Source organism: uncultured Campylobacter sp., from assembly GCF_938030785.1.
In the GTDB taxonomy this organism is placed as follows: domain Bacteria; phylum Campylobacterota; class Campylobacteria; order Campylobacterales; family Campylobacteraceae; genus Campylobacter_B.
Map to the genome: position 1 here is coordinate 30,641 of NZ_CALHIK010000004.1, position 24,806 is coordinate 55,446.

The 24,806-nt window shown below is 46.2% G+C and carries 25 protein-coding genes, 1 tRNA gene and 1 pseudogene; 16 read left to right on the plus strand and 11 right to left on the minus strand.

The annotated features are described in order from the left end of the window. Positions 1-279 precede the first annotated feature (279 nt). The 7 genes and pseudogenes from Q0438_RS00345 to Q0438_RS00375 form a co-directional block, all read right to left on the minus strand. Positions 280-1,332: pseudogene (locus Q0438_RS00345) on the minus strand (quinone-dependent dihydroorotate dehydrogenase); the annotation flags it as partial. 357 nt (positions 1,333-1,689) lie between these two features. Then, entirely contained in the window at positions 1,690-2,862 is a 1,173-nt protein-coding gene (locus tag Q0438_RS00350) for a hypothetical protein (RefSeq protein WP_299186046.1), read from the minus strand. Positions 2,863-2,873: 11 nt separating this feature from the next. After that, positions 2,874-3,173 (minus strand): AtpZ/AtpI family protein, encoded by a 300-nt coding sequence (locus Q0438_RS00355; protein ID WP_299186048.1) that lies wholly within the window; start codon positions 3,171-3,173, stop codon positions 2,874-2,876. Between the two features lie 31 nt (positions 3,174-3,204). After that, positions 3,205-4,476 (minus strand): glutamate-1-semialdehyde 2,1-aminomutase, encoded by a 1,272-nt coding sequence (hemL, locus tag Q0438_RS00360; protein ID WP_299186049.1) that lies wholly within the window; start codon positions 4,474-4,476, stop codon positions 3,205-3,207. Next, positions 4,473-4,865, minus strand: coding sequence for a cytochrome C oxidase subunit III (locus tag Q0438_RS00365; protein ID WP_299186051.1), 393 nt, complete (start codon positions 4,863-4,865; stop codon positions 4,473-4,475). Before Q0438_RS00365 ends, hemL begins: the two co-directional genes overlap by 4 nt. Positions 4,866-4,915: 50 nt before the next feature. Beyond that, positions 4,916-6,157, minus strand: coding sequence for an ArsS family sensor histidine kinase (locus Q0438_RS00370; protein ID WP_299186052.1), 1,242 nt, complete (start codon positions 6,155-6,157; stop codon positions 4,916-4,918). Between the two features lie 505 nt (positions 6,158-6,662). Further along, complete coding sequence (locus Q0438_RS00375) at positions 6,663-7,340, minus strand: response regulator transcription factor (protein WP_299186055.1); 678 nt, start codon at positions 7,338-7,340, stop codon at positions 6,663-6,665. A gap of 327 nt (positions 7,341-7,667) precedes the next feature. On the opposite strand from Q0438_RS00375, the gene Q0438_RS00380 reads away from it, so the two are divergent. The 5 genes from Q0438_RS00380 (at position 7,668) to Q0438_RS00400 (ending at position 10,686) form a co-directional block, all read left to right on the plus strand. Continuing rightward, positions 7,668-7,964 carry an HU family DNA-binding protein gene (locus Q0438_RS00380; protein ID WP_177389243.1) on the plus strand — a complete coding sequence of 99 codons (297 nt, stop codon included), beginning with the start codon at positions 7,668-7,670 and terminating at the stop codon, positions 7,962-7,964. Between the two features lie 69 nt (positions 7,965-8,033). Then, positions 8,034-8,120 (plus strand) — tRNA-Leu (locus tag Q0438_RS00385). Between the two features lie 115 nt (positions 8,121-8,235). Further along, the gene (locus Q0438_RS00390) at positions 8,236-9,669 is read left to right on the plus strand and encodes an acetyl-CoA carboxylase subunit A (RefSeq protein ID WP_298098876.1); all 1,434 of its coding nucleotides are present in this window, start codon (positions 8,236-8,238) and stop codon (positions 9,667-9,669) included. An 8-nt stretch (positions 9,670-9,677) separates the two neighbouring features. Continuing rightward, the gene (locus tag Q0438_RS00395; protein WP_299186059.1) at positions 9,678-9,959 is read left to right on the plus strand and encodes a hypothetical protein; all 282 of its coding nucleotides are present in this window, start codon (positions 9,678-9,680) and stop codon (positions 9,957-9,959) included. Beyond that, positions 9,952-10,686, plus strand: coding sequence for an arginyltransferase (locus Q0438_RS00400; protein WP_299186062.1), 735 nt, complete (start codon positions 9,952-9,954; stop codon positions 10,684-10,686). Before Q0438_RS00395 ends, Q0438_RS00400 begins: the two co-directional genes overlap by 8 nt. Positions 10,687-11,142: 456 nt before the next feature. Here Q0438_RS00400 and Q0438_RS00405 read toward each other — a convergent pair whose 3' ends face one another. The 4 genes from Q0438_RS00405 to Q0438_RS00420 all read right to left on the minus strand — a co-directional run bounded on the left by Q0438_RS00405 (position 11,143) and on the right by Q0438_RS00420 (position 13,960). Next, on the minus strand, positions 11,143-11,961 hold the full coding sequence (locus Q0438_RS00405; RefSeq protein ID WP_299186064.1) for an ATP-binding protein: 819 nt from the start codon (positions 11,959-11,961) through the stop codon (positions 11,143-11,145). Between the two features lie 647 nt (positions 11,962-12,608). Continuing rightward, positions 12,609-13,331: an LPS export ABC transporter ATP-binding protein gene (gene lptB, locus Q0438_RS00410; protein WP_299186066.1), complete on the minus strand. Its 723-nt coding sequence runs from the start codon at positions 13,329-13,331 to the stop codon at positions 12,609-12,611. Beyond that, complete coding sequence (gene tsaE / locus Q0438_RS00415) at positions 13,324-13,731, minus strand: tRNA (adenosine(37)-N6)-threonylcarbamoyltransferase complex ATPase subunit type 1 TsaE (RefSeq protein ID WP_298021515.1); 408 nt, start codon at positions 13,729-13,731, stop codon at positions 13,324-13,326. Before tsaE ends, lptB begins: the two co-directional genes overlap by 8 nt. Beyond that, positions 13,715-13,960, minus strand: coding sequence for an RNA-binding S4 domain-containing protein (locus Q0438_RS00420; protein ID WP_299186069.1), 246 nt, complete (start codon positions 13,958-13,960; stop codon positions 13,715-13,717). Before Q0438_RS00420 ends, tsaE begins: the two co-directional genes overlap by 17 nt. An 89-nt stretch (positions 13,961-14,049) precedes the next feature. Between Q0438_RS00420 and Q0438_RS00425 the strand changes: the two genes are divergently transcribed. The 11 genes from Q0438_RS00425 to Q0438_RS00475 all read left to right on the plus strand — a co-directional run. Continuing rightward, the gene (locus Q0438_RS00425; protein ID WP_299186072.1) at positions 14,050-15,270 is read left to right on the plus strand and encodes an argininosuccinate synthase; all 1,221 of its coding nucleotides are present in this window, start codon (positions 14,050-14,052) and stop codon (positions 15,268-15,270) included. Positions 15,271-15,430: 160 nt separating this feature from the next. Further along, positions 15,431-15,874 carry a 50S ribosomal protein L9 gene (gene rplI / locus Q0438_RS00430; protein WP_299186075.1) on the plus strand — a complete coding sequence of 148 codons (444 nt, stop codon included), beginning with the start codon at positions 15,431-15,433 and terminating at the stop codon, positions 15,872-15,874. Beyond that, a complete protein-coding gene (hslV, locus tag Q0438_RS00435) occupies positions 15,867-16,415 on the plus strand; it encodes an ATP-dependent protease subunit HslV (RefSeq protein WP_297904003.1) in 549 nt (182 codons plus the stop codon). The genes rplI and hslV overlap by 8 nt, the downstream gene beginning before the upstream one ends. Continuing rightward, on the plus strand, positions 16,412-17,731 hold the full coding sequence (gene hslU / locus Q0438_RS00440; protein ID WP_299186079.1) for an HslU--HslV peptidase ATPase subunit: 1,320 nt from the start codon (positions 16,412-16,414) through the stop codon (positions 17,729-17,731). Before hslV ends, hslU begins: the two co-directional genes overlap by 4 nt. Positions 17,732-18,205: 474 nt before the next feature. After that, positions 18,206-19,075 (plus strand): GTPase Era, encoded by an 870-nt coding sequence (era, locus tag Q0438_RS00445; RefSeq protein ID WP_299186080.1) that lies wholly within the window; start codon positions 18,206-18,208, stop codon positions 19,073-19,075. Positions 19,076-19,137: 62 nt separating this feature from the next. Beyond that, positions 19,138-20,658, plus strand: coding sequence for a hypothetical protein (locus tag Q0438_RS00450; RefSeq protein WP_299186082.1), 1,521 nt, complete (start codon positions 19,138-19,140; stop codon positions 20,656-20,658). Next, the gene (locus Q0438_RS00455; protein ID WP_299186085.1) at positions 20,658-21,314 is read left to right on the plus strand and encodes a hypothetical protein; all 657 of its coding nucleotides are present in this window, start codon (positions 20,658-20,660) and stop codon (positions 21,312-21,314) included. The genes Q0438_RS00450 and Q0438_RS00455 overlap by 1 nt, the downstream gene beginning before the upstream one ends. Beyond that, on the plus strand, positions 21,311-21,745 hold the full coding sequence (locus Q0438_RS00460) for a hypothetical protein (protein WP_299186088.1): 435 nt from the start codon (positions 21,311-21,313) through the stop codon (positions 21,743-21,745). The genes Q0438_RS00455 and Q0438_RS00460 overlap by 4 nt, the downstream gene beginning before the upstream one ends. Beyond that, positions 21,723-23,300 carry a pilus (MSHA type) biogenesis protein MshL gene (mshL, locus tag Q0438_RS00465; protein ID WP_299186091.1) on the plus strand — a complete coding sequence of 526 codons (1,578 nt, stop codon included), beginning with the start codon at positions 21,723-21,725 and terminating at the stop codon, positions 23,298-23,300. Before Q0438_RS00460 ends, mshL begins: the two co-directional genes overlap by 23 nt. Then, entirely contained in the window at positions 23,293-24,123 is an 831-nt protein-coding gene (locus Q0438_RS00470) for an ATP-binding protein (RefSeq protein ID WP_297915632.1), read from the plus strand. Before mshL ends, Q0438_RS00470 begins: the two co-directional genes overlap by 8 nt. Next, a partial coding sequence (locus Q0438_RS00475) for a hypothetical protein (protein ID WP_299186095.1) occupies positions 24,116-24,806 on the plus strand: 691 nt, incomplete at its 3' end. The genes Q0438_RS00470 and Q0438_RS00475, both read left to right, overlap by 8 nt.

Consider the following 24,806-nt stretch of genomic DNA (forward strand, 5'->3'; position numbering starts at 1 on the left):
TGCTTCGGAGCTTGAGTTTGTTTGAGCGGTTGGAATTTCATCTGTTTTAGCAGCGGGAATTTCATCAGCTTGGGCATTCGATATCTCGCTTTTGCCGTCGTTTAAAATTTCGTCCGCATCCCTGCTTTCGGGTGCGTTTGAAATTTCACTCGTTTCCTCGCCTTCGGGTGCGCTTGAAATTTTATCCGCCTCTTTGCTTTCGTAAGCGCGCAAATCCGAGCCGTCGCCGCGATTTTCGGCCTGATCGCCTCTGATGCCGTATCCTTCGCCCGCGCGATCTTTTAAATTCGCCCCGACCGCCTCGCTTATGTTATTAAAGCCGTCCGCGCGCAAAAGCTCTGCTAGCCCCTCGTTGATCGATTTTGCGACGAACGGGCCTTTGAAGATAAAGGCGGTAAAAATTTGAACCAGGCTCGCGCCTGATTTGATGCGCTCGTAGGCCTCCTGCGCGCTGTCTATGCCGCCGCAGCTGATTAGGATCGTGCGGCCGAAGAGCTCGCGAGCGACCTGTGCGAAAAGCTCGCGCGATTTTTCGGTGATCAGCCTACCGCTTAGACCGCCAAAGTCCCTAGCATTGGGGCTTAGCGAATAATCAACGCTGGTGTTGTTTATGATGATGCCGCTTGCGCCGCTTTGCACCGCGCACTCGCACAGCGCGATCGCCTGATCCGCGCTCATATCGGGCGCCAGCTTTAAGACGAGCGGCCTGTTCGTGATCTTTTTCATCGCTCCGATGAGCTCGCTTATGAAGCTGTTTTCTTGCAAAGCGCGCAGATTTGGGGTGTTCGGCGAGCTTACGTTGATGATGAAAAAATCGCACAGCCCGTCAAATTTACGCGCCAAGACCTCATAATCGCTCAGCGCATCCTCGTTCGGGGTAGCTTTGTTTTTGCCGATATTTGCGGCGATCGGGATTTTAAAAGGATAAATTTTTCGCACGCGATGCTCGATAACATCGGCGCCTTCGTTGTTAAAGCCCATCGCGTTTTGGATGCTCTGCTCGCTAACGAGGCGAAAAAGTCGCGGCTTTTCGTTGCCGCTTTGAGGGCGCGGCGTAAAGGTGCCAAAATCGATGTGTCCGAAGCCAAGAGCAGCCAGCGGCGCGATCATCGTGGCGTTTTTGTCAAAGCCTCCCGCGATACCTACGGGATTATCAAAGCTGAGATTCCATATATTTTGAGTTAAAATTTCATCTTTATAAACGCCGAATTTTGCCAAAGCTTCAAGTCCGCCCGGAGTCGCATAGAGCGCGCGAAGTCCGAATTCTGCGATCTTGTGAGCGGTTTCTGGATCAAATCGAAAAAAGATTTTTTTCAAGGTATCATAATTCATAATTTTTCCTCAAATTTTGCGTAATGGTAGCTAAAATTTAATTAAATATAGATAAGGATTTCGCGCTGAATTGCAATTCGCGGCGGTTAAATTTAGTTTTAGAATTACGCGAGAAATGCCGGTAAAATTTCTACGGCTTGCAATGAGCGATTTAAATTTACGCAGAAGTCTAAAGATGCGCAGCGCAAATTTTATAAATTTAGCCCGCCCGGGTACGTGCCGAAACGTGCGGTATCCGTGGTGTGGCTCGCGATGGCGGGCATCGTAGTGAGATTTTTATCCTGCGTCTGACTGCGCTCAATCCCGCCCAAGCTAAATTTTAAAATTTAAAGTGTTCTGCTCGCGCCGTTTGAGCTTTTAGCGCGCGTCTTTGCCGCCGAAAGCAGCAATCATCGTACCTAGAGGAATGATCGTAACGCCCAAGATAATCGCTAGCGGGTTTAGCAAGGACAGCTTGGCAAGCAGATAGATCGCCGCTACGAGCGCCGCGTAGGATAGAATTTTAAACGGAGAGAAAAACGCCCCCGCAAAATTACTCCGAACCTCGCTCCGCTCAAGCTCGCCCTCAAAATCGTCCGCGCCGTCGAAATCATCATTTGATCCGTCGTGCGCGTCGCCAATCCCACCCCCAAAATCGCTCGTACCGTCGTCCGGTTCGCTATCTACATCGCCGCCACGATTGCCGCTATCTGTGCCGTCGCTCCGCTCGCCGCTATCTAAGCCGTCGCCGCTCGCTTCGCTTTTTAAGTCGTCGTAACGCTCGCCTATGCCGTCTTGCGAACTATCGCTAGCTTCGTCGTTTATGCCGCCGTGTGAGTTGCCGCAAGTCGCGCAATCTTTCATATTAAATTTATCGGCGACGTGTCCCAAAGCGGTCGCGTTGCAAGCGGAGATTTCGTTGCGGTTGCCTTCGGTAGAATTTAAGTCGCGCTTGGTAGCAGCGGTTCTGCTGCGCTCGGCGTCTAAATTTGAGCTGCGAGTAAAATTTATATCGGCGGAGCTTGCGGTACGCTCGGCGGCGGTTTCGTCGTACAGAGCGCAACTATCGCCGTTTTCGGTGCTGGTCTCGCCGCTTGTGAAATTTACGGCGCCTTCGGAATTTTGCGCGTTTGAAATTTCAGCGCCTGAATTTACGCCCCTAAAGCTTTCGCTCTTTAAAATTTCACCGCCGCAAATTTTGCCGTATGAAATTTCATCGCCGTCGCTTACGTCGCCTCGGTTTTCGCCGCCAAAGCTTGCGGCATTCGTATCGCTGGCGGAAGTTTTACCGCTTATGAAACCTGCGGAATTTTTAGGACTTCGCCATAAAAATTCATCGTATTTACCGGCTCTTAGCTCATCTTCTATTTTGTTGCGGTAAGCGCGAAATGAAAAATATACCGCGCCGAATGCGCCCAAAAATCCCGCTTCCAAGCTAAGAAGCCACGCAAGCGCCCGCACGACGAAAGAGCCCGCGCCCAAAAATCCGCCGCCGCAAAGCGCTAGCCCAAGCAGGGCAAACGCCGCGTTTAGCGTGCAGTATATGAGCAAAAACCGCCTATTCAATCCCGCTCATCCCATTCATCGTCGTCGTCAAAATTTTTCGGATCCGCCTTGTATCTCGGATCGTCCTCGAGCTCTTTTAGGCTCGAATTTAGCGCCTTGCACGCACGGTAAACGTTCAAGAATGCCGCCGCGATGCCGATGGCGATGCCAAGCCAGAGCAGAAGCAGCGAGCCCGTGAGGTGCCGCAGCCCAAGTCCGATCGCTACTCCGATGCCGATCGCTACGACGATTGAGATGCCTAGGCTGATGTCACAGGCGCCCTTTACGATTTTGTTTAAATTTTTCGTTACTCTCATCTAAAATCCGATTAAATTTAAAATGCAGCCCTCAAAGCGCCGCCATCGCTTCATCTGCGGCGTTTAGCGCAAAGTCGATCTGCGCTTCGTTCATCGTGGAGCAGATAAAGCCCGTCTCAAACTGACTAGGCGCCAAAAATACGCCGCGCTTAATCATTTCGCCGTGGAATTTCGCAAAGCGCGCGGTGTCTGCCCGCAGGGCGCCGTCGTAGTCGCGCACCTCTTCGTCTGCAAAAAAGTAGCCGAACATCGAGCCTACGCAGGCGGTTTGCAGCGCGATGCCGCGGCGCCGTGCTATGGCGCAAAGCCCGTCCGTAAGCCTGTGTGCTAGCTCACCGAGTCTTTCGTAAAGGCCGCCGCTAGCGTAAATTTTACTTAGGCTGGCGATACCTGCGGCCATTGCGACGGGGTTTCCGCTTAGCGTGCCTGCTTGATACACCGCTCCTAGCGGGCTTATCATATCCATGATTTCGCGCTTGCCCGCAAACGCCGCTACGCTCATACCGCCGCCGATGACCTTGCCGAAGGTCACCAGATCGCCGCGGACGCCGTAAATGCCGTAGCTGCCTAGCTCGCTCGCGCGAAAGCCGCTCATTACCTCGTCGATTATCAGCACCATCTTTTTCTCATCGCACAGCGCGCGGAGCTCGGTTAAAAATTTAGGATCAGCGGGTACTAGGCCCATATTTCCCGCGATCGGCTCGATGATGATCGTGCCGATGTCGTTTTGCGCTAGGATGTCCTTTACGCTTTGTATGTCGTTGTATCTGGCTAGGTAGGTATTTTTTGCGATATCCCCAGGCACGCCCGCGCTGCTTGCGTTACCGAAGGTGCTTGCGCCGCTGCCCGCTTTGACGAGCAGGCTGTCGCTGTGGCCGTGGTAGCAACCCTCAAATTTTAAAATTTTATCCCGTCCGCTAAAGGCGCGCGCGAGGCGGATCGCGCTCATCGTGGCTTCCGTGCCGCTGCTGGTAAAGCGGATCTTGTCTAGGAAATCGAAATTTTTTAGCACGAGCGAAGCAAGCTGCGTCTCAAGCGGGCTAGATGCGCCGAAGCTTAGCCCTTTTTTGGCGGTCTGCACGACGGCGCGCTCAATGTCCGCGTCGGCGTGACCGAAGATGAGCGGACCCCAGCTCTGCACGAAGTCGAGATATTTTTTACCCTCGACATCGTAGATGTACGAGCCCTCGCCGCGATCTACCATAAAAGGCTCGCTGCCAACGTTACCGAATGCTCGCACCGGCGAATCGACGCCTCCTGGGATAAGTTTTTGTGCTGCTAAAAATTCGTCGTGATTATTCATTTTTTCTCCTTCTTTTTGGGTTGATTTATCGATTTTATATATTTGTAGATGATGATGATCTCGTTTTGCGTCAGGAAGTAGCTGGGCATCACGTCGCGCGAGCTGCTGATCCCGTCGGCGAGCTCCTGAAGCGAGAGATTGTTAATCGGCGGCGCGTTTAGGGCGCGCTCGTAGTAGGCGCCCGAGGTGCGGTTAAATTCTTTATACTTTACGATCAGCGAGCCCTCGCCCTTTTCGCCGTGGCACTTATCGCAGCCCACGCCGCGGGGGTTTTTATACAGCATCGCGCCGTACTCCTCGTCGGTGATAAAGCTCTCGGCTTGTGCGCCGCGAGGCAGAAAAAATAATGTCGCGGTTAAAAATAGCGCTAAAAATATGAAATTTCGCATCTTCTCGTTTCGAATTTTTGGCGCAATAATATAAAAAATGTGCTTAAATTTCATAACGTCGCTATATTTTCGATCCCCTCAAAATAAAATACGTTTAACTCATCCTCCCTGCGGTAGAGGAATTTTAGCCCGTGCGCCTTGGCGATATTATCGACGATGTAGAGCCCCAGGCCGAAGCTTTGCTTGGCGTTCGTGCCCTTTACAAAGACCTCTTTGTAGTAGCTAAAATCCTTCTGTAGCGGCTCGCCGAGCGTTATGAAGTCCATCGTTTCTGCGTTTAGGCGGATTAAAATTTTACCGTCTGCGGCGTATTTTACGGCGTTGTCGATTAAATTTTTCACTGCGACGCAAAAGAGCTTCAGATCGACGTTTAAGCTCAGGCCTAGCGGATTTTGCAGCGTGACGCAGCCGGGCTCGATCATCGCGATGCCGAGCGCCTCTTTTAAAATTTCATCCATGGGAAAAATTCCGCGTTCGATTAGCGCCGTGCCCGCAGTCGCGCGCTCGACCGCCGCAAATTCGTTGATTAGGCTCTCCAGCCGCTCAAAGACCGAGATGAGGCGCTCCTGATTTTTGCCGCGCTCGATCATCTCGACGGCGATACGACCCTTTGTGATGGGGGTTTTGAGCTCATGCATTATGTTTCGCAAAAACAGATGGCGCGATTCGTTGAGCTTCTTTATCTGCGTGACCGCCTCGTAAAATGCGTGCGAAACCTCGGAAATTTCGTCGTTTCCTGCACTTACGTCCTTGATCTGAAGATTACCTTTAGCAAATTTATCGATCTGGCGTTTGAGCTTGCGAAGGGGGCGAATTTTGCGGATGATGAAGATATACGCAAGCAGGATGATCGCCAAAATGACGCCGTAGATCGCTTTGAAAATATCGTAGCGATAGGGCTGATAATCCTTGTCGTTTAAAAGCCGCGTCTCGCCAGCGTGAGTGATTTTTAGATAGTGCTTACGTTTAAAAAGCAGGATATCAGCAGAGCCGATGTCTGCGGAGATGCTATCTAAAATTTCGGCGCCTTTGATGATCTCATCGCGCTTGGCTTCATCGCGGATGGTCGAAAACTCGAAATTTGCGACCTGCCGTTCGTATTCGACATCGCTGATGAGCTTGCTCATCTGATATAGGTTTGCGCGCGCGACGATGGAGTACTTGGAGTTTAGCTCGCGGGTATAGTTTTGCTGATCGTAGCCGATGAGCCAGAGTAGGGCGAGCGAAACGCCCACAGCAGCGAGTGCAAAGATGAACGTGATGGTATAAAAAATCGACGATCTTACTTTCATTAAATTTATATGATCCTTAAATTTTTAAAATTTTAAAGCTTTGAAGCCGCGGGCTTGCTTTGCTTTGGCACGCGGAGCGGCTTGCGGCTTACCCGGCTTTAAATTTGCGGCGCGTCTTAAAGGTGCGGCGCGTTAAATTTTAAAATTTTATCGCAAAGCGTGGCGCTTTTAAATTTTAACATCCGCGCTGCTTTAAATTTTAAAATTTCGCCCTTTCGCCGCTCTCAGCTCGGTTTTTTACAGCTCGTCATTGCCCGCAGCGCCGAATTTTGCCGAAATTTACAACGATAAAATTCCACGCCCATTTAAAATCGCGTGCCAAATTTATAACTATAAAATTTTATCGTAAAATTTTAACACTTCAATTGCGGCGCCTTAAATTTTAATAGTAAAAGCGTGCGGAATTTGAGCTTTAAATTTCGCCGCACCAAAACCAATTAAATTTAAAGCTTTAAAACTGCGAGCATCGGAATTTCATCGCATCGCCTGTCCGGCGCAAGTCCGCTCATTGTATCAGCTTATATCCTACGCCGCGGATGGCGTGGATGTAGCTGGGCGCCTTGGACGTTTCGCCAAGCTTTAGGCGGATGCGGCCAATGATGACGTCGATGCTCTTGCTCGAGGATTCCTCGCTTATGGAGCTGCAGTTGTAGATGAGCTCCTCGCGGGTGATCGCGCCGCCTTCCTTTTTGATGAGATACGAAAGCACGTCGTATTCGGCGATGGTGAGCGATAGCGGCTGTCCTTTGAAGCTGATGACGTGGCGGAAATCGTCCACCTCGAGGTCTTTTTTTGGCTTTGCGGCGCGCTGGAGCGAGTTTATGTCGTAGCGCTCGATGTGGCGTTTGATGCGCGCCAAAAGCTCTTGCGGATTATAGGGCTTTGGCAGATAATCGTCCGCGCCGAAGTCAAAAGCGTTGATCTTATCGGTCAGATCGTGGCGGGCGCTTGAGATTATGATCGGTATATCGGTGTTTTTGCGGATCTCTTTACAGACCTCAAGCCCGTCCATTCCAGGAAGCGTGAGGTCTAAAATCACGAGGTTGAAATTTTCTAAATTTAGCTTAGAAAGTCCCAAAAACGGATCGTCCGCGACGGTTACTTCAATATCGTATTGCTGCAGATATTCGTTTAAAATTTCGGCGAGTTCTAAATCGTCCTCTATCATTAAAATTTTAGTCATAAAAAAACCTTTGAAATTTTGCGCGGATTATAACAAAATATAGTTTATATATTTTAAAGCGGCAAATTTAGGCGAAATTTTACAAAAATGAGGCGCGGAGAGGAGAAATTTTAAAATTTTTCAAAACCGGGCGAAATTTCAAAAATCAGCCCCAAAAATATGGCGGAATTTTGAAATTTAAAGAAGCAAAATCTGAAAAATTGACGAATTTGGGCTAAATTCGGCTAAATTTTGCCGATTTTTGCGTTTTTTTCTTAAAAAACTATTGTATTTTTTGCGAAACTATTGTAGAATACCGCCGAAACCACTTTATTTTAAAGGATTAGCATGAAAAAAGCTGATTTTATCCAAGTAGTTGCCGAGAAGGCAGGTCTTTCTAAAAAAGATACCGTTAAGGTAGTTGATTCTGCACTTGAGGCTATCAAAGAGCTTTTGGTAAAAGGTGATGACATAAGCTTCATCGGCTTTGGATCTTTCGGCATCGCAGAGCGTGCAGCTCGCGAGGGTAAAGTTCCTGGTACAAACAGAACCTACAAATCTCCTGCTACTAAAGTAGTAAAATTTAAAGTTGGCAAACAGCTAAAAGAGGCTGTTGCAGCTGCAAAAGGCAAGAAGAAAAAATAATTTTCTTGCTCTAAGCCCCGTCTTCGGGGCTTTTCTCTTTTAAATTTATACAATCATAACTTTTTAAATGCCCGAGTGGTGAAATTGGTAGACGCACCAGACTCAAAATCTGGCGGGGGCGACCTCGTGTCGGTTCGATTCCGACCTCGGGCACCATAAATCTTCTTTAAATTTTATTCGGAATTTCAACCGCCTTTTATGAATTTCAACTTGCTATAAAATTTTTTATACTATTATTACCGCGGTATTTCTTTAAAAGAGGCAATTATTTATGATACGTAAAATTCTTATCGCTAATCGCGGCGAGATCGCGGTTAGGATCATTAGAGCCTGCAGAGATCTGCATATCGGAAGCGTCGCGATCTACACCAAACCCGACGTCGATTGCTTACACGTAAAAATCGCCGATGAGGCCTACGAGGTCAGTACCGATGCGCTAAAAGGCTATCTGGATGCCAAAAAGATCGTAGAAGTCGCCAAAGAGTGCGGTGCCGATGCGATACATCCTGGATACGGCTTTTTGAGCGAGAATTACGACTTTGCAAGAGAGGTCGAAGACGCGGGCATTATTTTCATCGGTCCAAAACCCGACGTTATCCGCAAAATGGGCAATAAAAACATCGCTCGCTATCTGATGCGCAAGAACGGCATCCCGATCGTGCCCGGCACCGAAAAGCTAAATCACGAGAGCATGGATACGATCAAAAAATATGCGCGCGAGATCGGCTATCCCGTAATTTTAAAGGCTAGCGGCGGCGGCGGCGGACGCGGTATCCGCGAGGTGTGGGACGAGAAGGATATGCAGAGCGCCTACGACTCGTGCACGAGGGAGGCGAAGACCTTTTTTAACAACGATGAAATTTTTATGGAAAAGCTCGTCGTCAAGCCGCGCCATATCGAGTTTCAGATCATCGGCGACAATTATGGAAACATTATCCATCTTTGCGAGCGCGATTGCTCGATCCAGCGCCGCCACCAAAAGATCATCGAGATTGCGCCGTGTCCCTCGATAAGCGAGCATCTACGTAAAACTATGGGTACGACTGCAGTCGCTGCGGCAAAAGCGGTGAATTACACCAATGTCGGCACGGTAGAATTTTTGCTCGATGACTACAATAACTTCTATTTTATGGAGATGAATACCCGTATCCAGGTCGAGCACGGCATCACTGAGGAGGTCACGGGCGTCGATCTCGTCGTACGCCAGATCCGCATCGCAAACGGCGAAATTTTAGAGCTTGAGCAAAGCGATATCAAGCCGCACGGCTACGCGATCGAAGCGCGTATCACCTCCGAAAACGTCTGGAAAAATTTCACCCCGGTTCCCGGTACTGTCAGCGACTATTATCCAGCACTCGGTCCTTCCGTGCGCGTCGATAGCCACATCTACAAAGGTTATAAAATTCCGCCGTTTTACGACTCTCTTCTAGCCAAGCTAATCATCAAAACCACCGACTACGACCTAGCTGTTAATAAACTAGAGCGCGCGCTGAAGGAATTTCGTATCGAGGGAGTGCGCACCATCATTCCGTTTTTACTCAGCATCAGCAAATCGCGCGAATTCCGACTCGGCTTTTTCGACACGAGCTACGTCGAGAAAAATTTAGACAAAATTTTAGAAAACACTATCGATGATATGCAGCCGAATAAAAACGAAGCGATCGCAGCTATCATCGCTGCGATGCGCAAATCTGCGCGGATTTAGGAAAGAGCATGGATTTTTTAGATAGTTTAAAAGATATAAAAAAGGATATGCTTAAGGACAAGACGGCAAGTTCCGCGCCCAAAAAGCCCAAAAAACCTAATCCAAATCGCGACGAGTTTAAAGATATTTTTAAAGATGATGATTTGAGCTTGCAAAGCGAAAGCGGTCTAGGGGGCACCGCGGAGGAATTTGACATAGCCAAAGAAAGCATCGCCGCACGCGAAAAGCGCCTCAAAGACGAGTTTTTAAAATACGTAGACGCGGCAAATATCAAAAAGCTGAATGACTGAAATTCCATTTTGTACGCTGGATTTTGCCTGCCCCTATCTAGGCGGCAGAGCCGCACGCAGCGAGTATCTCTACATAAAAGACTGCGACTTCGAGTATAATTCAAACTTAGTGCAGCACGGCTACCGCCGCTTCGGCAGGTATTTTCAAAAGCCCGTTTGCGCAGCCTGCGCGGAGTGTAAAAGCCTGCGCGTCGATGCTTTAAATTTTAAATTTAGCAGATCGCACCGCCGCGTCTATAAAAATAATCGCACGACCGCCTATGTATGGCAATCTCGCCCGCTTTTAAACGATGCGCGTTTGGAGCTTTTCGCACTTTATCACGACTACATGCATCTAAAAAAGGGCTGGCCTGTGCAAGAGATCGATTTTGAGCGATATGACGAAATTTACGTCCAGGGCCACGGCGACTTCGGCAAAGAAATCTCTTACTACGGCGAGGACGGGCGACTTATCTGCGTCGATCTCATCGATATCGTGGATGACGGCATCAGCTCGGTGTATTGCTACTACGATCCGTATCTGCCGCATCTAAGTCTGGGTAAATTTTCGCTTTTAAAACAGATCGAGTTTGCCCAAGATCTGGGGCTACGATGGATCTATCTGGGCTACGCGGTGAAGCAGTGCCCGAGCCTAGCGTATAAATTTAGCTACGAGCCGTATGAAATTTTAAACTCATACGTAGAGCTTGACGCCCCCGCCGTCTGGGAGGGGCGCACAGAGAAATAGGTTCTACGCGCGGACGCCCCGAAGCAGCCTAAACATAGGTGCTGCGTAGAATGGTAAGCTCCGCGCGCCCGTACAGCGACAGCGCGCAGGAGCCAAGATCGTGCCGCCGCATAGAATTCGGTCGCGCGCAGATACGACGAGGTATGTTAAAAGCACGCCTCGGCGTCAAATCCCGCGCTGAAATTTAGCGCCGCTCGGCCTGCGAAAATATCTGCGGCGAGTGAATTTATAGCGATGGAATTTAAGGCGAGGAAATTTAAAAGTAGAGCGGATGGATTTGCAAATTTTGCGGTAGGCTCGGCATTTGCGTGTCGCAAGACGGCACGCGCGGCTTTTGGGCGTATTTGGCTCTTGAGTGCGCGCGAAAAAGGGCGATTAGTTTTGGCACCGCAGAAACTAGCTTCGGTTCTCTAGCGGGTACCGCCGCGTAAGCGGCGGAGCAAAAAAGCGGCTTATTCAGGGCAAATTTATCAGCTCGACTTTGTTTTCTAGCGATTTTGGGATTAATAAGACCTTGCCGTCGCTTGAGATGTCCGCAGGTCTTTGCATCGCGCCGAGGTTTATTTTGCGTATCTGTCCATTTGAATCGATACGCCAAATTTTGCCGCTTAAAAGATCCTCACCCCAGTCGCTAACTAAAATTTCGCCGTTTTTTCCACGCGCTATGCCGTAGAAAACCCCCTTCATATCGGCAAAGATCGAAATTTCGCGAGATTTTAGATCCATGCTTAGCACGCGCCCAGGAACCTTTCCGCTAAGATCGAAGGTAGTGATCAGAAGCTTGTCACCTTTGAGCAGAAGCGCGCCCGCATTGCCGAGCGATGGGTCGATGCGTGCGAACTCATCGTAGCTTTTTGCGTTTAAATTTATGCTGTAAATCACGCTGCGCGCATTATCGCTTGCGAGCAAAACCTCGCTACCGAGCGCTACGACGTCGTTTAAGGCCTGCGCTCCCTCGATTTTTAGATTGAAAACCTCCTGGCCTTTGCTAAAGCCTCTGATCGCATCCAGATCGCACACGTAGAGCACGTCGCCGATCTGCGCCATCCCGCCGGGATTTACCAGATCGTCTATAAAATTGGTCTCAACGACATTGGAATTTTTTACGATCCTGCTTATAAAGCCGCTCCTGCCTAGCGAATCTTCGTTTTTGCCGCGATTTGCGATGTAAAAAGCGTCCTCGGTGATTAGCGAGCCCTCGGGCGCACTGAATCCATCGAGCTCCAAGCCGAAAAGCGCGCCCACTAAGGCGCACGAAAGTAGAACTTTTTTCATAATCTCTCCTTGATCTCGCCAAAATTTTAAGAATTTTAAAATTTAAACCGAAAGCGCTGGGCGTCCGGTTAAAATTTTAAACTCCGCGGCAAGCTTTAAGATGAGCGAAATTTAAACCCGCAGAGCAAATAAAAGTGCAATTTTAGTTAAACGAGTCGGTAAATTTTAGAACGAAATTTCGGAATTTGCTCTAAGTTTTGTAAAATTAAATACATAATTATATGTAAAATTATATGTTAAATTTTACGATTTTAATTTAAGGGCGGCGTAAATTTATACTTTTATCTGTTCAATTTATAGTGTGAGAGCGTCGAATAAAAGGCGACATAATAGCTCAAGGCGACGCAATAAGCGCGATAAGACCGATAAAATAACCGGAGGCGCCATGCGATAAAGCAGGTGGATGTGCGGAATTTCAAATTTTAAAGGTGCGGAAATGGTTAAAGTACCGCGATAATTGGATCGCAGGAGTTTGATAAATGATAAAACGTCATTGATTTGATGAATGATAAAATGTCGTTAAAATGCAGCGCTGCCGCGGCTTGCCACGCGTAAAATCGCGTTAAATGTAAAATCTAAATTTAGTCGCTCGTTAAATTTAAAATTTACGTAAATTTAAAACCTGCGGCGAGCCGTCGGCGATAAATTTAGATTATAAAATCCTCGCCGAGGTAGAATTTGCGCACATTTGGATCGCTGGCTATCTCTTTTGCGGTGCCGCCTGCGAACAGCTCGCCGTCTTTGATGACGTAGGCGCGGTCGCAGATCGCAAGCGTCTCGCGGACGTTGTGATCGGTGATGAGCACGCCGATACCGAGCTTTTTTAGGTCTCGCACGATGCTTTGGATGTCGCTAACCGCGATCGGATCGACGCCCGCGAACGGCTCGTCCAAAAGCAGAAATTTAGGCGTTATCATTAGGCTTCGCGCGATCTCACAGCGTCTGCGCTCGCCGCCGCTTAGACTCACGCCTTTGCGTTGGCGGATCGGCTCGATGTTGAGCAAATTTAACATCTCATCGACCTTTTGCGATGCTTCGGCCTTGTTTTTGTAGGTGATCTCCGCGGCGAGCATTAAATTTTCCTCAACGCTGAGCTCCTTAAAAACGCTGCTTTCCTGCGGCAGATAGCCTATGCCGAGCTTGGCGCGCTTGTGAAGCGGAACCTTTGCGATGCTGCGCTCATCGAGCAATATATCGCCGCCGCTAGCGCTTATAAGCCCGCAGATCATATAAAACGTCGTGGTTTTGCCCGCTCCGTTGGGTCCCAGCAGCCCTACGATCTCGCCGTTGTAAAGCTCCAGCGAGATGCCCTTGATGATCGGCGTGCCTTTTATGGTTTTTTTAAGACCTCTGACTTCCAGTTTATGCATAGCTTACCTCGTATTTTCGCCCTTGCGCGTGCGGCGTGATCCTCACTACGCAAAAATCAAGTTCGTATTTTTTAAGTAAATTTATCAAATTTTCATCCGCCCATTCGATCAGATGAAGCCCCTCTTCAAATAAATTTTCAAATAATCCGTTTTTTAAAATCCCCTCGCAGCCGCCGTTGTAGATGTCGTAATGATAAATTTGGCCGTAATTTTGCATAATTGAAAATGTTGGCGAGCTTACGTTTTCATCCGATCCGTGCGCTCGCACGATCGCGCGCGCAAGCGTTGTTTTGCCGCTGGCAAGATCGCCGATCAGCAAGATTATGCCGCTTTTTGGCAGAGCTTGCACGAGACGTGAAATTTCATCCTCGCCGCAGACGAGTTCAAAGCTCTTGGGCATACTTTGCCTGCTCGCTTTTGGGCGTATTTTTCGCGCTAGGAAAGGCTAGGACTTTAAAGCTTTGTTTTCTATCTAAAAAGCTTATTGTGATTATGTCGCCGACTTTAAGCTCTTTGGCGGGCTTTGCTACGATGCCGTTTACGGCTACGACGCCGCTTTTGCACATATCTTCGCTGATGGCGCGCCGCTTAGTGATATTTACTGCGTTTAAAAATTTATCGATTCTCATAGGCGTGAGTTTAGCGATATTTGCCTTAAAAGCAACTATTAAACTATTTATTGGTAGAATTTCGCCAAATTTTACGTAAAGGATTTGAGATGGCAAAAGATGTAAAAAAGGTCGTTTTAGCGTATTCCGGCGGACTTGATACTAGCATTATTTTAAAGTGGCTCGGCGATACTTACGGCTGCGATGTGGTGACGTTTACTGCAGATATCGGTCAGAACGAGGATTTAGAGCCGATCAAAAACAAAGCCGTGAAACTAGGCATCAAAAAGGAAAATATCTTCGTAGAGGATCTGCGCGAGGAATTTGTGCGAGATTACGTATTTCCGATGTTTCGCGCAAACGCAGTTTATGAGGGCGAGTATCTTTTGGGCACGTCGATCGCGCGCCCGCTGATCGCCAAAAAGCTAGTCGAAATTGCGAAAAAAACCGGTGCGGACGCTGTAAGCCACGGCGCGACCGGCAAGGGCAACGACCAAGTTCGCTTTGAGCTTGGCGCATACGCGCTAAATCCCGATATTAAGGTGATTGCGCCATGGAGGCTGTGGGATCTGAACTCTCGCGAGAAGCTGCTTGCTTATGCTAAGAAAAACGGCATCGACATCGCCTCAAAGCCAGGCAAATCGCCGTATTCAATGGATGCTAACATCCTTCATATCTCCTACGAGGGTTTGGTGCTGGAAGATCCCGCTCATGCGCCTGAGGAGGATATGTGGCGATGGACCGTGAGCCCTAAAAATGCGCCAGATAAGAGCGAGATCATCGAGATCGAATACAAACACGGCGATCCCGTAAAGCTAAACGGCAAGGCGCTTAAGCCGCACGAGATGCTAGCCGCGCTTAACGAGCTCGGCGCTAAAAACGGCATCGGCAGGCTAGATCTAGTAGAAAATCGCTACGTAGGCATGAAGAGTCGCGGCTGCTACGAAACTCCGGGCGGCACGATCATGCTAAAGGCTCACCGCGCGATCGAGAGCATCACGCTAGATCGCGGCGCGGCGCATCTAAAAGACGATCTAATGCCGCGCTACGCCGAGCTTATCTACAACGGCTTTTGGTTCAGCCCGGAGCGCTTGCTGCTTCAAGAGCTGATAAACAAATCCCAAGAGCACGTAAACGGTAAGGTTAAGCTAGAGCTTTATAAGGGCAACGTGACCGTGCTGGGCAGGGAGAGTAAGAGCGATAGCTTGTTTAATACCGATTTTGTGACGTTTGAAGAGGATAGGGTCTTCAATCAAAAAGACGGCGACGGATTTATCAAACTAAGCGCGCTAAGATTTATCATCGCGGGAAAGAACGGACGCAAGCTTTAGCTGAAATTTTGCCGCACGGCGGATAGGCAAATTTCACAAAATGAAATTTTAAAATTTATCAAAAAAGCGCGAGCGGCTGCGGGCAGGTTTCATAAAATTTTACAAAATTTCAGATCCGCCCGCGTTTATAAATTTAAAGCTAAATTTAAAAGGATAATGGATGAAAGTATTATTGATCAAAGACGTTAAAGGGCTCGGAAAGGCGGGCGAGGTAAAGGAGGTCAAGGACGGCTACGGCAATAACTTCTTAATCGGCAAAGGTTATGCCAAAGCCGCTACGACGGAGGTTTTGCGTAAATTTGAAGCGGATAAGAAAAAGCAAGCCGAGCTTGAAAAATACGAGGTCGCGAGCCTGCAGAAACTAGCCGAGGGGCTAGCTAAGATCCGCGTAAAGATCGTAAAACAGACGGGCGAGAGCGGCGCGCTTTTCGGCTCGGTGACCAAAGATGAGATCGCAACCGCACTAAAAGAGCAAAAGGGGATCGAAATCGATAAGAAAATTTTAGAGACCGAAGCCATCAAAACGACCGGGATCTACGACGTAAATGCCAAGCTAAAGCACGGTATAAGCGCTAAATTTGAGATAGAGGTGGCTAGTGTTTGAAGCGACTACCATTTTAGCTTATAAAGGCGCGAAGGGCTCCGTCATCGGCGGCGACGGGCAGGTGACATTCGGAAACACCGTCTTAAAAGGCAATGCGACTAAAATTCGAAAGATCGGCAAAGATGGGGGCGTCTTGGCGGGCTTCGCAGGCAGCACCGCCGATGCGTTTAATCTTTTTGATATGTTTGAGAAGTGCTTAGATGGCGCAAAGGGCGATCTTTTAAGGGCCGTGATAGAATTTAGCAAGCAGTGGCGCAAAGATAAGTATCTGCGAAAGCTCGAAGCGATGATGCTGGTGCTGGACCGCAAAAATATCTTTCTGCTTAGCGGCACGGGCGACGTGGTAGAGCCGGATGACGGCAAGATCGCGGCGATCGGAAGCGGCGGAAATTACGCTCTTAGCGCGGCGCGAGCTTTGGATAAATTTGCAAGCCTAGACGAGGAAGAGCTCGTAAAGCAAAGCCTTAAGATCGCGGGCGAGATTTGCATTTACACGAATGAAAACATCAAAACATACGCAATTTGGGACGAAAAGAGATGATGACGCCACGAGAGATTGTAGAGAAATTAGACGAATATATAATCGGACAAAATAGCGCCAAACGCACGATAGCGGTGGCTTTGCGAAACCGTTATCGCAGAATGGCGCTTGAAGATGAGATGAAAAACGAGGTGATGCCCAAAAACATCCTGATGATCGGATCTACCGGCGTAGGTAAGACCGAGATCGCGCGCAGACTTTCGAAGATGTTTGGGCTTCCTTTTATCAAGGTCGAGGCTAGCAAATATACTGAAGTAGGCTTCGTGGGGCGCGACGTGGAGAGCATGGTGCGCGATCTGGCCGCCGCGTCGGTAAATTTAGTGCGCGGCGAGGAATTTGAAAAGAACAAAGACAAGATCGATGATTATATCAAGCGTAAAATTTTAGAAAAAGTCCTTCCGCCGCTTCCGCGCGGCGCGAGTGAGGAGAAGATCGCAGATTATGAAAAAAGCTACGAAAAGATGGCGGCTAAGCTCGAGCGCGGCGATCTGGACGATCTTAGCATCGAGATTGAAGTAAGCGAAAACGCGCTTGAATCAAATCCGAATTTACCGCCCGAGATGGCGAATATGCAGGAAAGCTTCATCAAAGTAATCGGAATTTCGACGCGCAAAAGCAAAAAAGAGATGAAGGTCAAAGACGCCAAAGTTGCCCTTAAAAACGAGGCTAGCGAGAAGGTCTTGGATATGGAGAGCATCAAAGCCGAAGCCGTTAGGCGCGCGCAAAACGAAGGCATTATCTTTATCGATGAGATCGATAAGGTGGCGGTTTCAAGCGGTAATAGCGGCAGGCAAGATCCGAGCAAAGAGGGCGTGCAGCGCGATCTGCTTCCGATCGTGGAGGGCAGCAGCGTAAGCACGAAATTCGGCAATATCGACACCGATCACATCCTTTTTATCGCCGCGGGCGCCTTTCATATCAGCAAGCCGAGCGATCTCATACCCGAGCTTCAGGGGCGCTTCCCGCTTCGCGTCGAGCTTGACAGCTTAGACGAGGCGGCGCTGTGCGAAATTTTAACCAAGCCTAAAAATTCGCTTCTTAAGCAGTACTCGGCGCTTTTAAAAACCGAGGGCGTGGAGCTGGAATTTAGCGAGGACGGGGTTAAAGCGATCGCGAAATTTGCGGCAAGCACGAACGAAAAAGTCGAAGACATCGGCGCTAGAAGGCTGCATACGATAATGGAAAAGGTGCTTGAGGATATCAGCTTTGAAGCGGATAAGTTTAAAGGGCAAAAGATCGTCGTGGATGAAAAGCTCGTAAGCGAAAAGCTCGCAGGCATCGCAAGCGACGAGGATCTGGCGAAATACATTTTATAAGGCGGCGCGGCAGCTACTCTTAGAATTCTGCGGAGCCGCGGAAGTTTGCGGATAGTGAAATTCTGCGGTCTTAAAATTTGCAAAGCGCCGGAATTTAGGGCGCGAAATTTAGCGAAATTTTAAAATGCGCAGAATTTCGTCCTTTTAAATTTGACGATGCTTTAAAATTTTAAGTCTGTAAAATTTCAAGGATGATTGAATTCTGCGCGGTGCGGGTTATATATAATGTAGTCGTGGGATGAAATTTAAAATTTCGCTGCTAGTTTATGAAGCCGTAAAATTTATGGCGCGCAGAATTTGAAGTAGATAAAATTCTGCGCCTAGGGGGGCGGAATTTAGCGCTACCGTGCAGCTTGAAATTTTAAAATTTCGACGCTCGTGCGGAGCCGGCCTGCACAAAACGAGATTTTTAGAATTTACCCGTAAGGGCTTAGTGCTGCGGTTGCAAGATAAATTTATAAATTTAAGGAAAATATGAAAAGCGGATTTGTAACGCTCATCGGGCGGACGAATGCGGGCAAGAGCTCGCTGTTAAACTATCTTTGCGGCGAGAAAATTTCGCTCGTCTCGCACAAAATCAACGCCACGCGCCGCAAGATTAACGGCATCGCGATGAACGGCGCAGATCAGGTGATTTTCACGGACACGCCGGGGCTGCACGAAAGCGCCAAGCTGATGAATAAACTGATGGTCGAAGTGGCGCTCGGAGCGATTGAGGGCTGCGATTTGGTGCTGTTTTTGGCGCCGGTGCACGACGGTACCGCAGAATATGAAAAATTTTTAAATTCAAACTCAGGCACGAAACACATCGTGATTTTAACCAAAATTGATGAAGTAAACGACGAAAAGATCGTGCAACGGCTGCTGCAATATCAAAAATTTACCGATAAATTTGAGGCGATAATCCCCGTTAGCATCAAAAAAAAGGTCTATAAAAAGCAGGTTTTGGATGAAATTTGTAAAATTTTGCCCGAGCACGAGTACTTTTATGATCCTGAAATTTTAAGCGCGACGAATGAGCGCGAAATTTACCGCGACTTCATACTTGAGGCGATCTTTGAGAGTATGAGCGACGAGATCCCGTATTGCAGCGACGTCGTGATGGAAAAAGTAGTGGAAAAACCGGGTCTGATCTCGGTATATGCGCGGATCATAACGGACAGCAATTCGCACAAAGAGATGTTGATCGGCAAAAACGGCGAGGCGATCAAGCGGATCGGAATTCGAGCCAAAAAGTTAATTTCAAATTTTTCTAAGGTCAAAATTTACTTAAAATTAACAGTTTTTGTAAAAAAAAGCTGGAAAAATGACGAATTTGTGGTGAAAACCGATTTTATCTATTGACATTTTATTTTATTTCTATTAGTATTAGCAGCGTAGAAAATTTCATTTGGAAGTGGAGTGTTATGGCAAAGAATAGTAAAAATGCTAGTTCGATTGTTGCGATTAACAAAGTCACGCAAACCATATTCGGTCTAAGTGAGAATGAAGTTTTCGAGCACGACTTCTCAAAAGCGAATCGTGCGAAGGAAACTTATGTCTCATATATTCCGTATAAGGATATAATGACTACGACGGTCGAGATAAGCAAATCGGTAGAGGACGCGGATCTTTTAGATGCGATTGTCGTTAAGGTGTATGAGGAGCTGGGGCTTGACACCGCTTTGGATTACAAAATCACTTATAGTGAGGTAATAGGCGCTACCGGTGACGATAGAATTTTTAACGTCTTCGTCGTAGATAATGCCAAACTCACTTCTGAATTTGATGCGATCGCTGCTAGGACTAACTACATCGATTACATCGCAATGGCTCCGTTTTTGTACGAGGGCTTGTATAATAGAGGCGTTCTGACCCGAGACGGAATCGATTGTTTCATATATTTGCAACGAAATGATGCATTTTTAGTAGTGTATCAAAATGGCGAATATTTTCAATCCCGCCAGGTAAGATACAATCTAAAATTCTTGCACGAGAAATATGTCGAGCTGATCGGCAGCAGGATAGATGAAGAAAACTTCTACAGACTGCTCTCTAATCAAGGTATAAATTTAGAAAATCCGACCGAACGCGATTATATGATACAGATCTTCGATGATATGTTTTATTATATCAATGACGTGTTGGGCGGTATTAGCAAAATTTATAACGTTAATATCCAAAACGTCTATGTCGGAACGGATATCGGTAAAATTCCTGCGATAGAGGTTTTTGTAGAAAACAATCTGAAGCTAAGATATAGAGATTTTAACTTCAGCATCGCTATCAATGCGAAGGAATATCCGCTAACTCAATTAGACGTGTTGATGTTTTTAGTCGGCCAGGATTATTTGGCTACCAAAGACGACGATCACAACTACTCGCCGTTTATGAGGCCACCGCCTTTAGCTCAAAGATCAACCGGTAAACTCATAGGTTACTTTTTGCTCGGTTGCTTATTAGGCGCTGCATATCCTGCGTATAACTTCGGCTATGGATATTATAATAATATGGTGGCTAGTGACAAGACCAGCCAATATCAAGAAGTGGAAGCTAAACTATCTCCCGCTAGAACTCAGCGAGATCAGATAGAGCAGGAGACAAAAGCAGTGAGAGAGGATGCGGCTAAAAGAAATAAAGAATTGGCCGATAGAAAAAGTTTGATACATGCTATTTCTGATAAAAAGAATAACTATGCCATGAAGGGCGTTTCTATTTTTGATCTAACCAATATGGTGGTTAAAAATAAGGGCAATATGGTTAGAATTGGCGACGAAAATAGAACGCTTACCATTCAGGTGCGAACTAAAAATGATAAGCAGATGACTGAGCTTTTGGAGGATATCAGTAAAAAAGAGCCATATGGCGTAGATACTAAGACGATTGCATTGCAAGAGGGTAATAAGACCGTCTTTTACGATAGTAATATCAGTGTGGAGGTTCGATAATGAAAAGAAAAAGTTCATTAGATCAACTTGATCAATGGTTTGCCTCCAAAGGAACGAGCGCAAATACATATTTTTTAGCGGCTTTGGCAGTAGCATGTTTGATTGTGTATCTTATCCTTGGTGATCCTGCAGATAGATATTTACAAGACAGCGAAACCTATTTGGAAAAGGCTACAAATAGTCTTCAAAAAGCTCAAGACGAATATAATGGACCTTTTGAGGGGGATCCCGATGCTTTTGTTCAGAGGTTGCGCGATAAGCTAAATGAGGAAAAAGTTGCTCGCAATAATATTATTGAGGAGAGGAATTATATAGACGGCAAGCTTAAAGATATTTCAAAGCTTACTTACAACGAAGAGAATTGGGCTACTTTTATGGATAGCTTATCTACCATTGCAGAGAATAACAATATTAAAATTTATGCTATTCACAGCGATAGAAGAGCACCTAGCGTAGAACAAAATTTTAAACCCGAGGCTTTGCTTGATATAGATGTTAAATTTGAAGGAGCTTTTCCGAACGTACTTAGATATATTAATTTAATCGAGCAATCAGAGATGATCGTAGATGTAAATAAGATGGATATAAACGCTACCAAAAACGGTAAAATCGGTGGAAGTATCGGTATATCTATCTGGGGAGTAAATTATCAATGAAAAAGTTATTTGTATACTCTTTATTGCTATCGACGATGCTATTTGCTGTTGATAACAATCAAACTGTGGTTCCCGTAGGTAACGTTTATTCCTATAAAGCCGAATATGATGCGATATTTGATGATCTTAGCAAACCTAGGGTAGGGCTCAGCGATGCTCAAATAGCTTCTTTGCAAGATCCTTTTTATCCGAAGGAAGCCAACGTGCCTAAAGAGGTTAACCAGCAAGTAGACCTCGGTTATCAGCTGGTAGGCATTATGGGTGATAAAGTCAAGTTGAATGATAAGTGGTACGGTTTGGGCGAGTATGTAGGCTCATATAAAATTATGCAGATAACGGGCAACAGCGTTATTATTGCCAACGACGATGACAATAAAGTCGAACTAACACTAAAACAAGGAAATAAAAATGTCACTATTACATATAAGTAAGAAGCTTAGTATAGTTGCTATGCTTGCTTTGTCTGTTACGGCTACTAGTTTGTATGCCGCTCCCGCTTCGAGCGGTTGCGATAGAAAGGCGCTAAATATAAAGATTAACGATACCGTTACGCTAAATGAGATGCTGGCTCAGCTATCGGATATGTGTAAATTCTCGGTAGTAGCTAAGGATGCTATCGCTCAAGAGGAGCTATCTAAGTCGATTCAGGGCATAAGCATTAAAGATCTTTCTTTGCGTGAAGTTTTTAATCTTCTGATCTCAGAAAATAATCTAAGCTATGAGTATTCCAACGGCGTTTTAAAAATTTCCGCTTTGGAGACCAGGACGTTTAAAGTGGATTATATTACATCGATCCGTGAAGGAACTGCAGTCACCAAATCATCGGTAGACTCTGCGCCTATCGAGATTGGTGATGAAGAAGATGATAAAAACAAACAAGACAATATGATCCAAACCAAAGAAAAATTTGACTTTTGGGAAAAGATTAGTGACGAGGTTACTTCAATATTAAATAACGGTACTGAAAAATATGTAGCTGTTGCGCCTATCATAAACCAAAATGCCGGTTTGGTTACAGTAACTGCAATGAAATCTCAGATTGCTAGAGTTGAAAGATATATTAACGGTATGCAAAAAAGGTTAGGTAGGCAGGTCTTGCTTGATGTCAATATTATTGCCGTTGAGTTGAATAACGAATATACTACCGGTATCGATTGGAGCGCATTTCAATTAGGATTTAATACATACCTAGACAATAGGGGTACTCCTAGTTTGTTTAACTTTGGAAACTCCTCTTCAAGAACGATATATATGAATAACCAAGGCGGAAACGCCGGTTTAAACAATGGTGCTGGCGGCATGACCTATAACGGTAAGGCAAGCGGCACCAATGGCGCATGGGCTATCGGCGCAAATTTAAACTTCAAGCTGGATGGACTTATCAATTTTCTAGAGACGAAAGGAAAGTCGAAGGTTATATCTAGCCCTAAAGTTACTACGATGAATAATCAGCCCGCCATCATATCTGTCGGCGATACGATAAATTATCGAGTTCAGGAGCAAAGCACTAATAATAATACCCTAAGCGGAACAACCAGCGTTACCTATACGCAATATTCCGTATTCATCGGTATTTTGCTTAATATTCTACCTGAGATTTCAGACGATAATAGAATTATGCTTCGAATCAATCCGTCTTTAAGTAGCTTTAAGTATTCGGAAGATGATGCGAGACAAACGACAATTAGAGAGATTGCACCAGATACTTTACAAAAGAAAATTTCGAGTGTAGTTTGGGTTGATAATGGCGATACTATAATTCTAGGCGGTTTAATTGGTCAAACCAAGGCTAAAAATAATACCAGGGTTCCGGTGCTGGCGGAAATTCCATTGATCGGAAATTTGTTTAAAAGTACTGCCGATCATTTGACTACGACCGAGCTTATCTTTGTCGTTACGCCGCGTATTATCGACAGTACTAACGCTCCTCTTGCTACATCGCTTAAAGAGCTAGGTTACTCAAAATCTATCTACGAAAATGAGTAATAACTATACGGCGATCAAGGAGATATTTATTGAGGATAACGAAGTCTCGGACTTCGTTAATCTCGATAAATCGACCCTTGCGTATCATAAAATTTTAAATGCTTTGCAAAAACCGCTAAAGCTAATACTTTTTTATGGCAAACCGGGCTGCGGTAAGACCTTTTTGCTCAATAAGATCAAGGTCGATCTTGAGAAAAAGGTAAGGATAGTGTTTATGCCGCAGCCATTTTTTGATGAGAAGGAATTTTTTTTAGAGCTTTATTCGCAGATTTTTCATTCCACTCCTAGCGAGACGATCGATAATTATGAAAATTTTATGCGGATTTATAGAGAGAGATTCGGGATCTCTACCAATGTGGGTGCGGTAGAGCAGGTCGTTATTTTGCTCGACGAAGCTCAGCTGTATCCTGGAAATTTAATAGAAAAAATTCGCCTTATGGCGGATACGAGACTATTTAAATTTTTATTTACGGTTCATAAGACGGACGAGGAAGATCGCCTCGCAAAGGATTATTTTAAAACTAGAATTTGGGAGAGTATCGAGCTTCCTAATTCAAATTTAGGCGAAGTCAAGTTGTATATTGAAAAGAAGCTTGTGCTTCACGGCTTTCAACAATACTATTTTATGTTTAGCGACGATAATTTCGATTTGATTTTAAATTTAACGGACGGCAATATGAGAAACATCAACAAGCTTATGTATAAGATGTATGAGCTTTTTGAGTATTATGAAGTAAACAAACCTACGGAAATTAGTTTTTCGCAGATTAATAATAAAATTATAGAGATGGCAGCGATAGGCTCGGGGATAATAAATGCTTGAATTTTACGAAGTAAACGAACTTGAAAAAAAATGGGAAGAGTATAACAAAAACAGAAAGCAGTTTTCCTTTTTGAAATCTAAGCCGAATTTCGTGCTGAAATTCGACAAGACGATTTTGGGACTTTTGATTTTGATCTCGGTGGCGATGGGCGCTATATTTTGGCTGCTTAAAGACAGCGATAGCGTGAGCATGGCGAGTATAAATCAAAATATCGAGAATAAAAAAGACTCCTCTTACGCTTCGGATACGCATGCGGAGCAAAGCGCCGATCTTGCGGTGCAAAATAACATATCGCGCGATGATTATAATATCAGCGCTCCAAAAGATACTCGCGCCGCCAAGCATGCGCAAAAATCTTCGGAGCGCCCGAGTTTAAATTTAAACGACGTAGGCGTGCTATCTAGCGAGGATTCTGCGGGATTTAAGATAACTAATAATTACGAAAATAGCGGTGGTTTTTCAAACCAAGCCCAGGTTCAAAATTTTGGCGGTTCAAATTTTAATACGCAAAGCGCGCCGGGCTTTAACGTACCAAATACCAATAACGGTGTGTTTGCAAACCAACCTCCTAAAAGCGAGGTTATAGATTTCGGCCGCGCCCCCGTGCCGCCTAGATCAAATTTCGGCGGTAGATCGCCAAGTTCAAGCGGCGCAACCTTGCGCTTTATAATCGTGTCGTTTG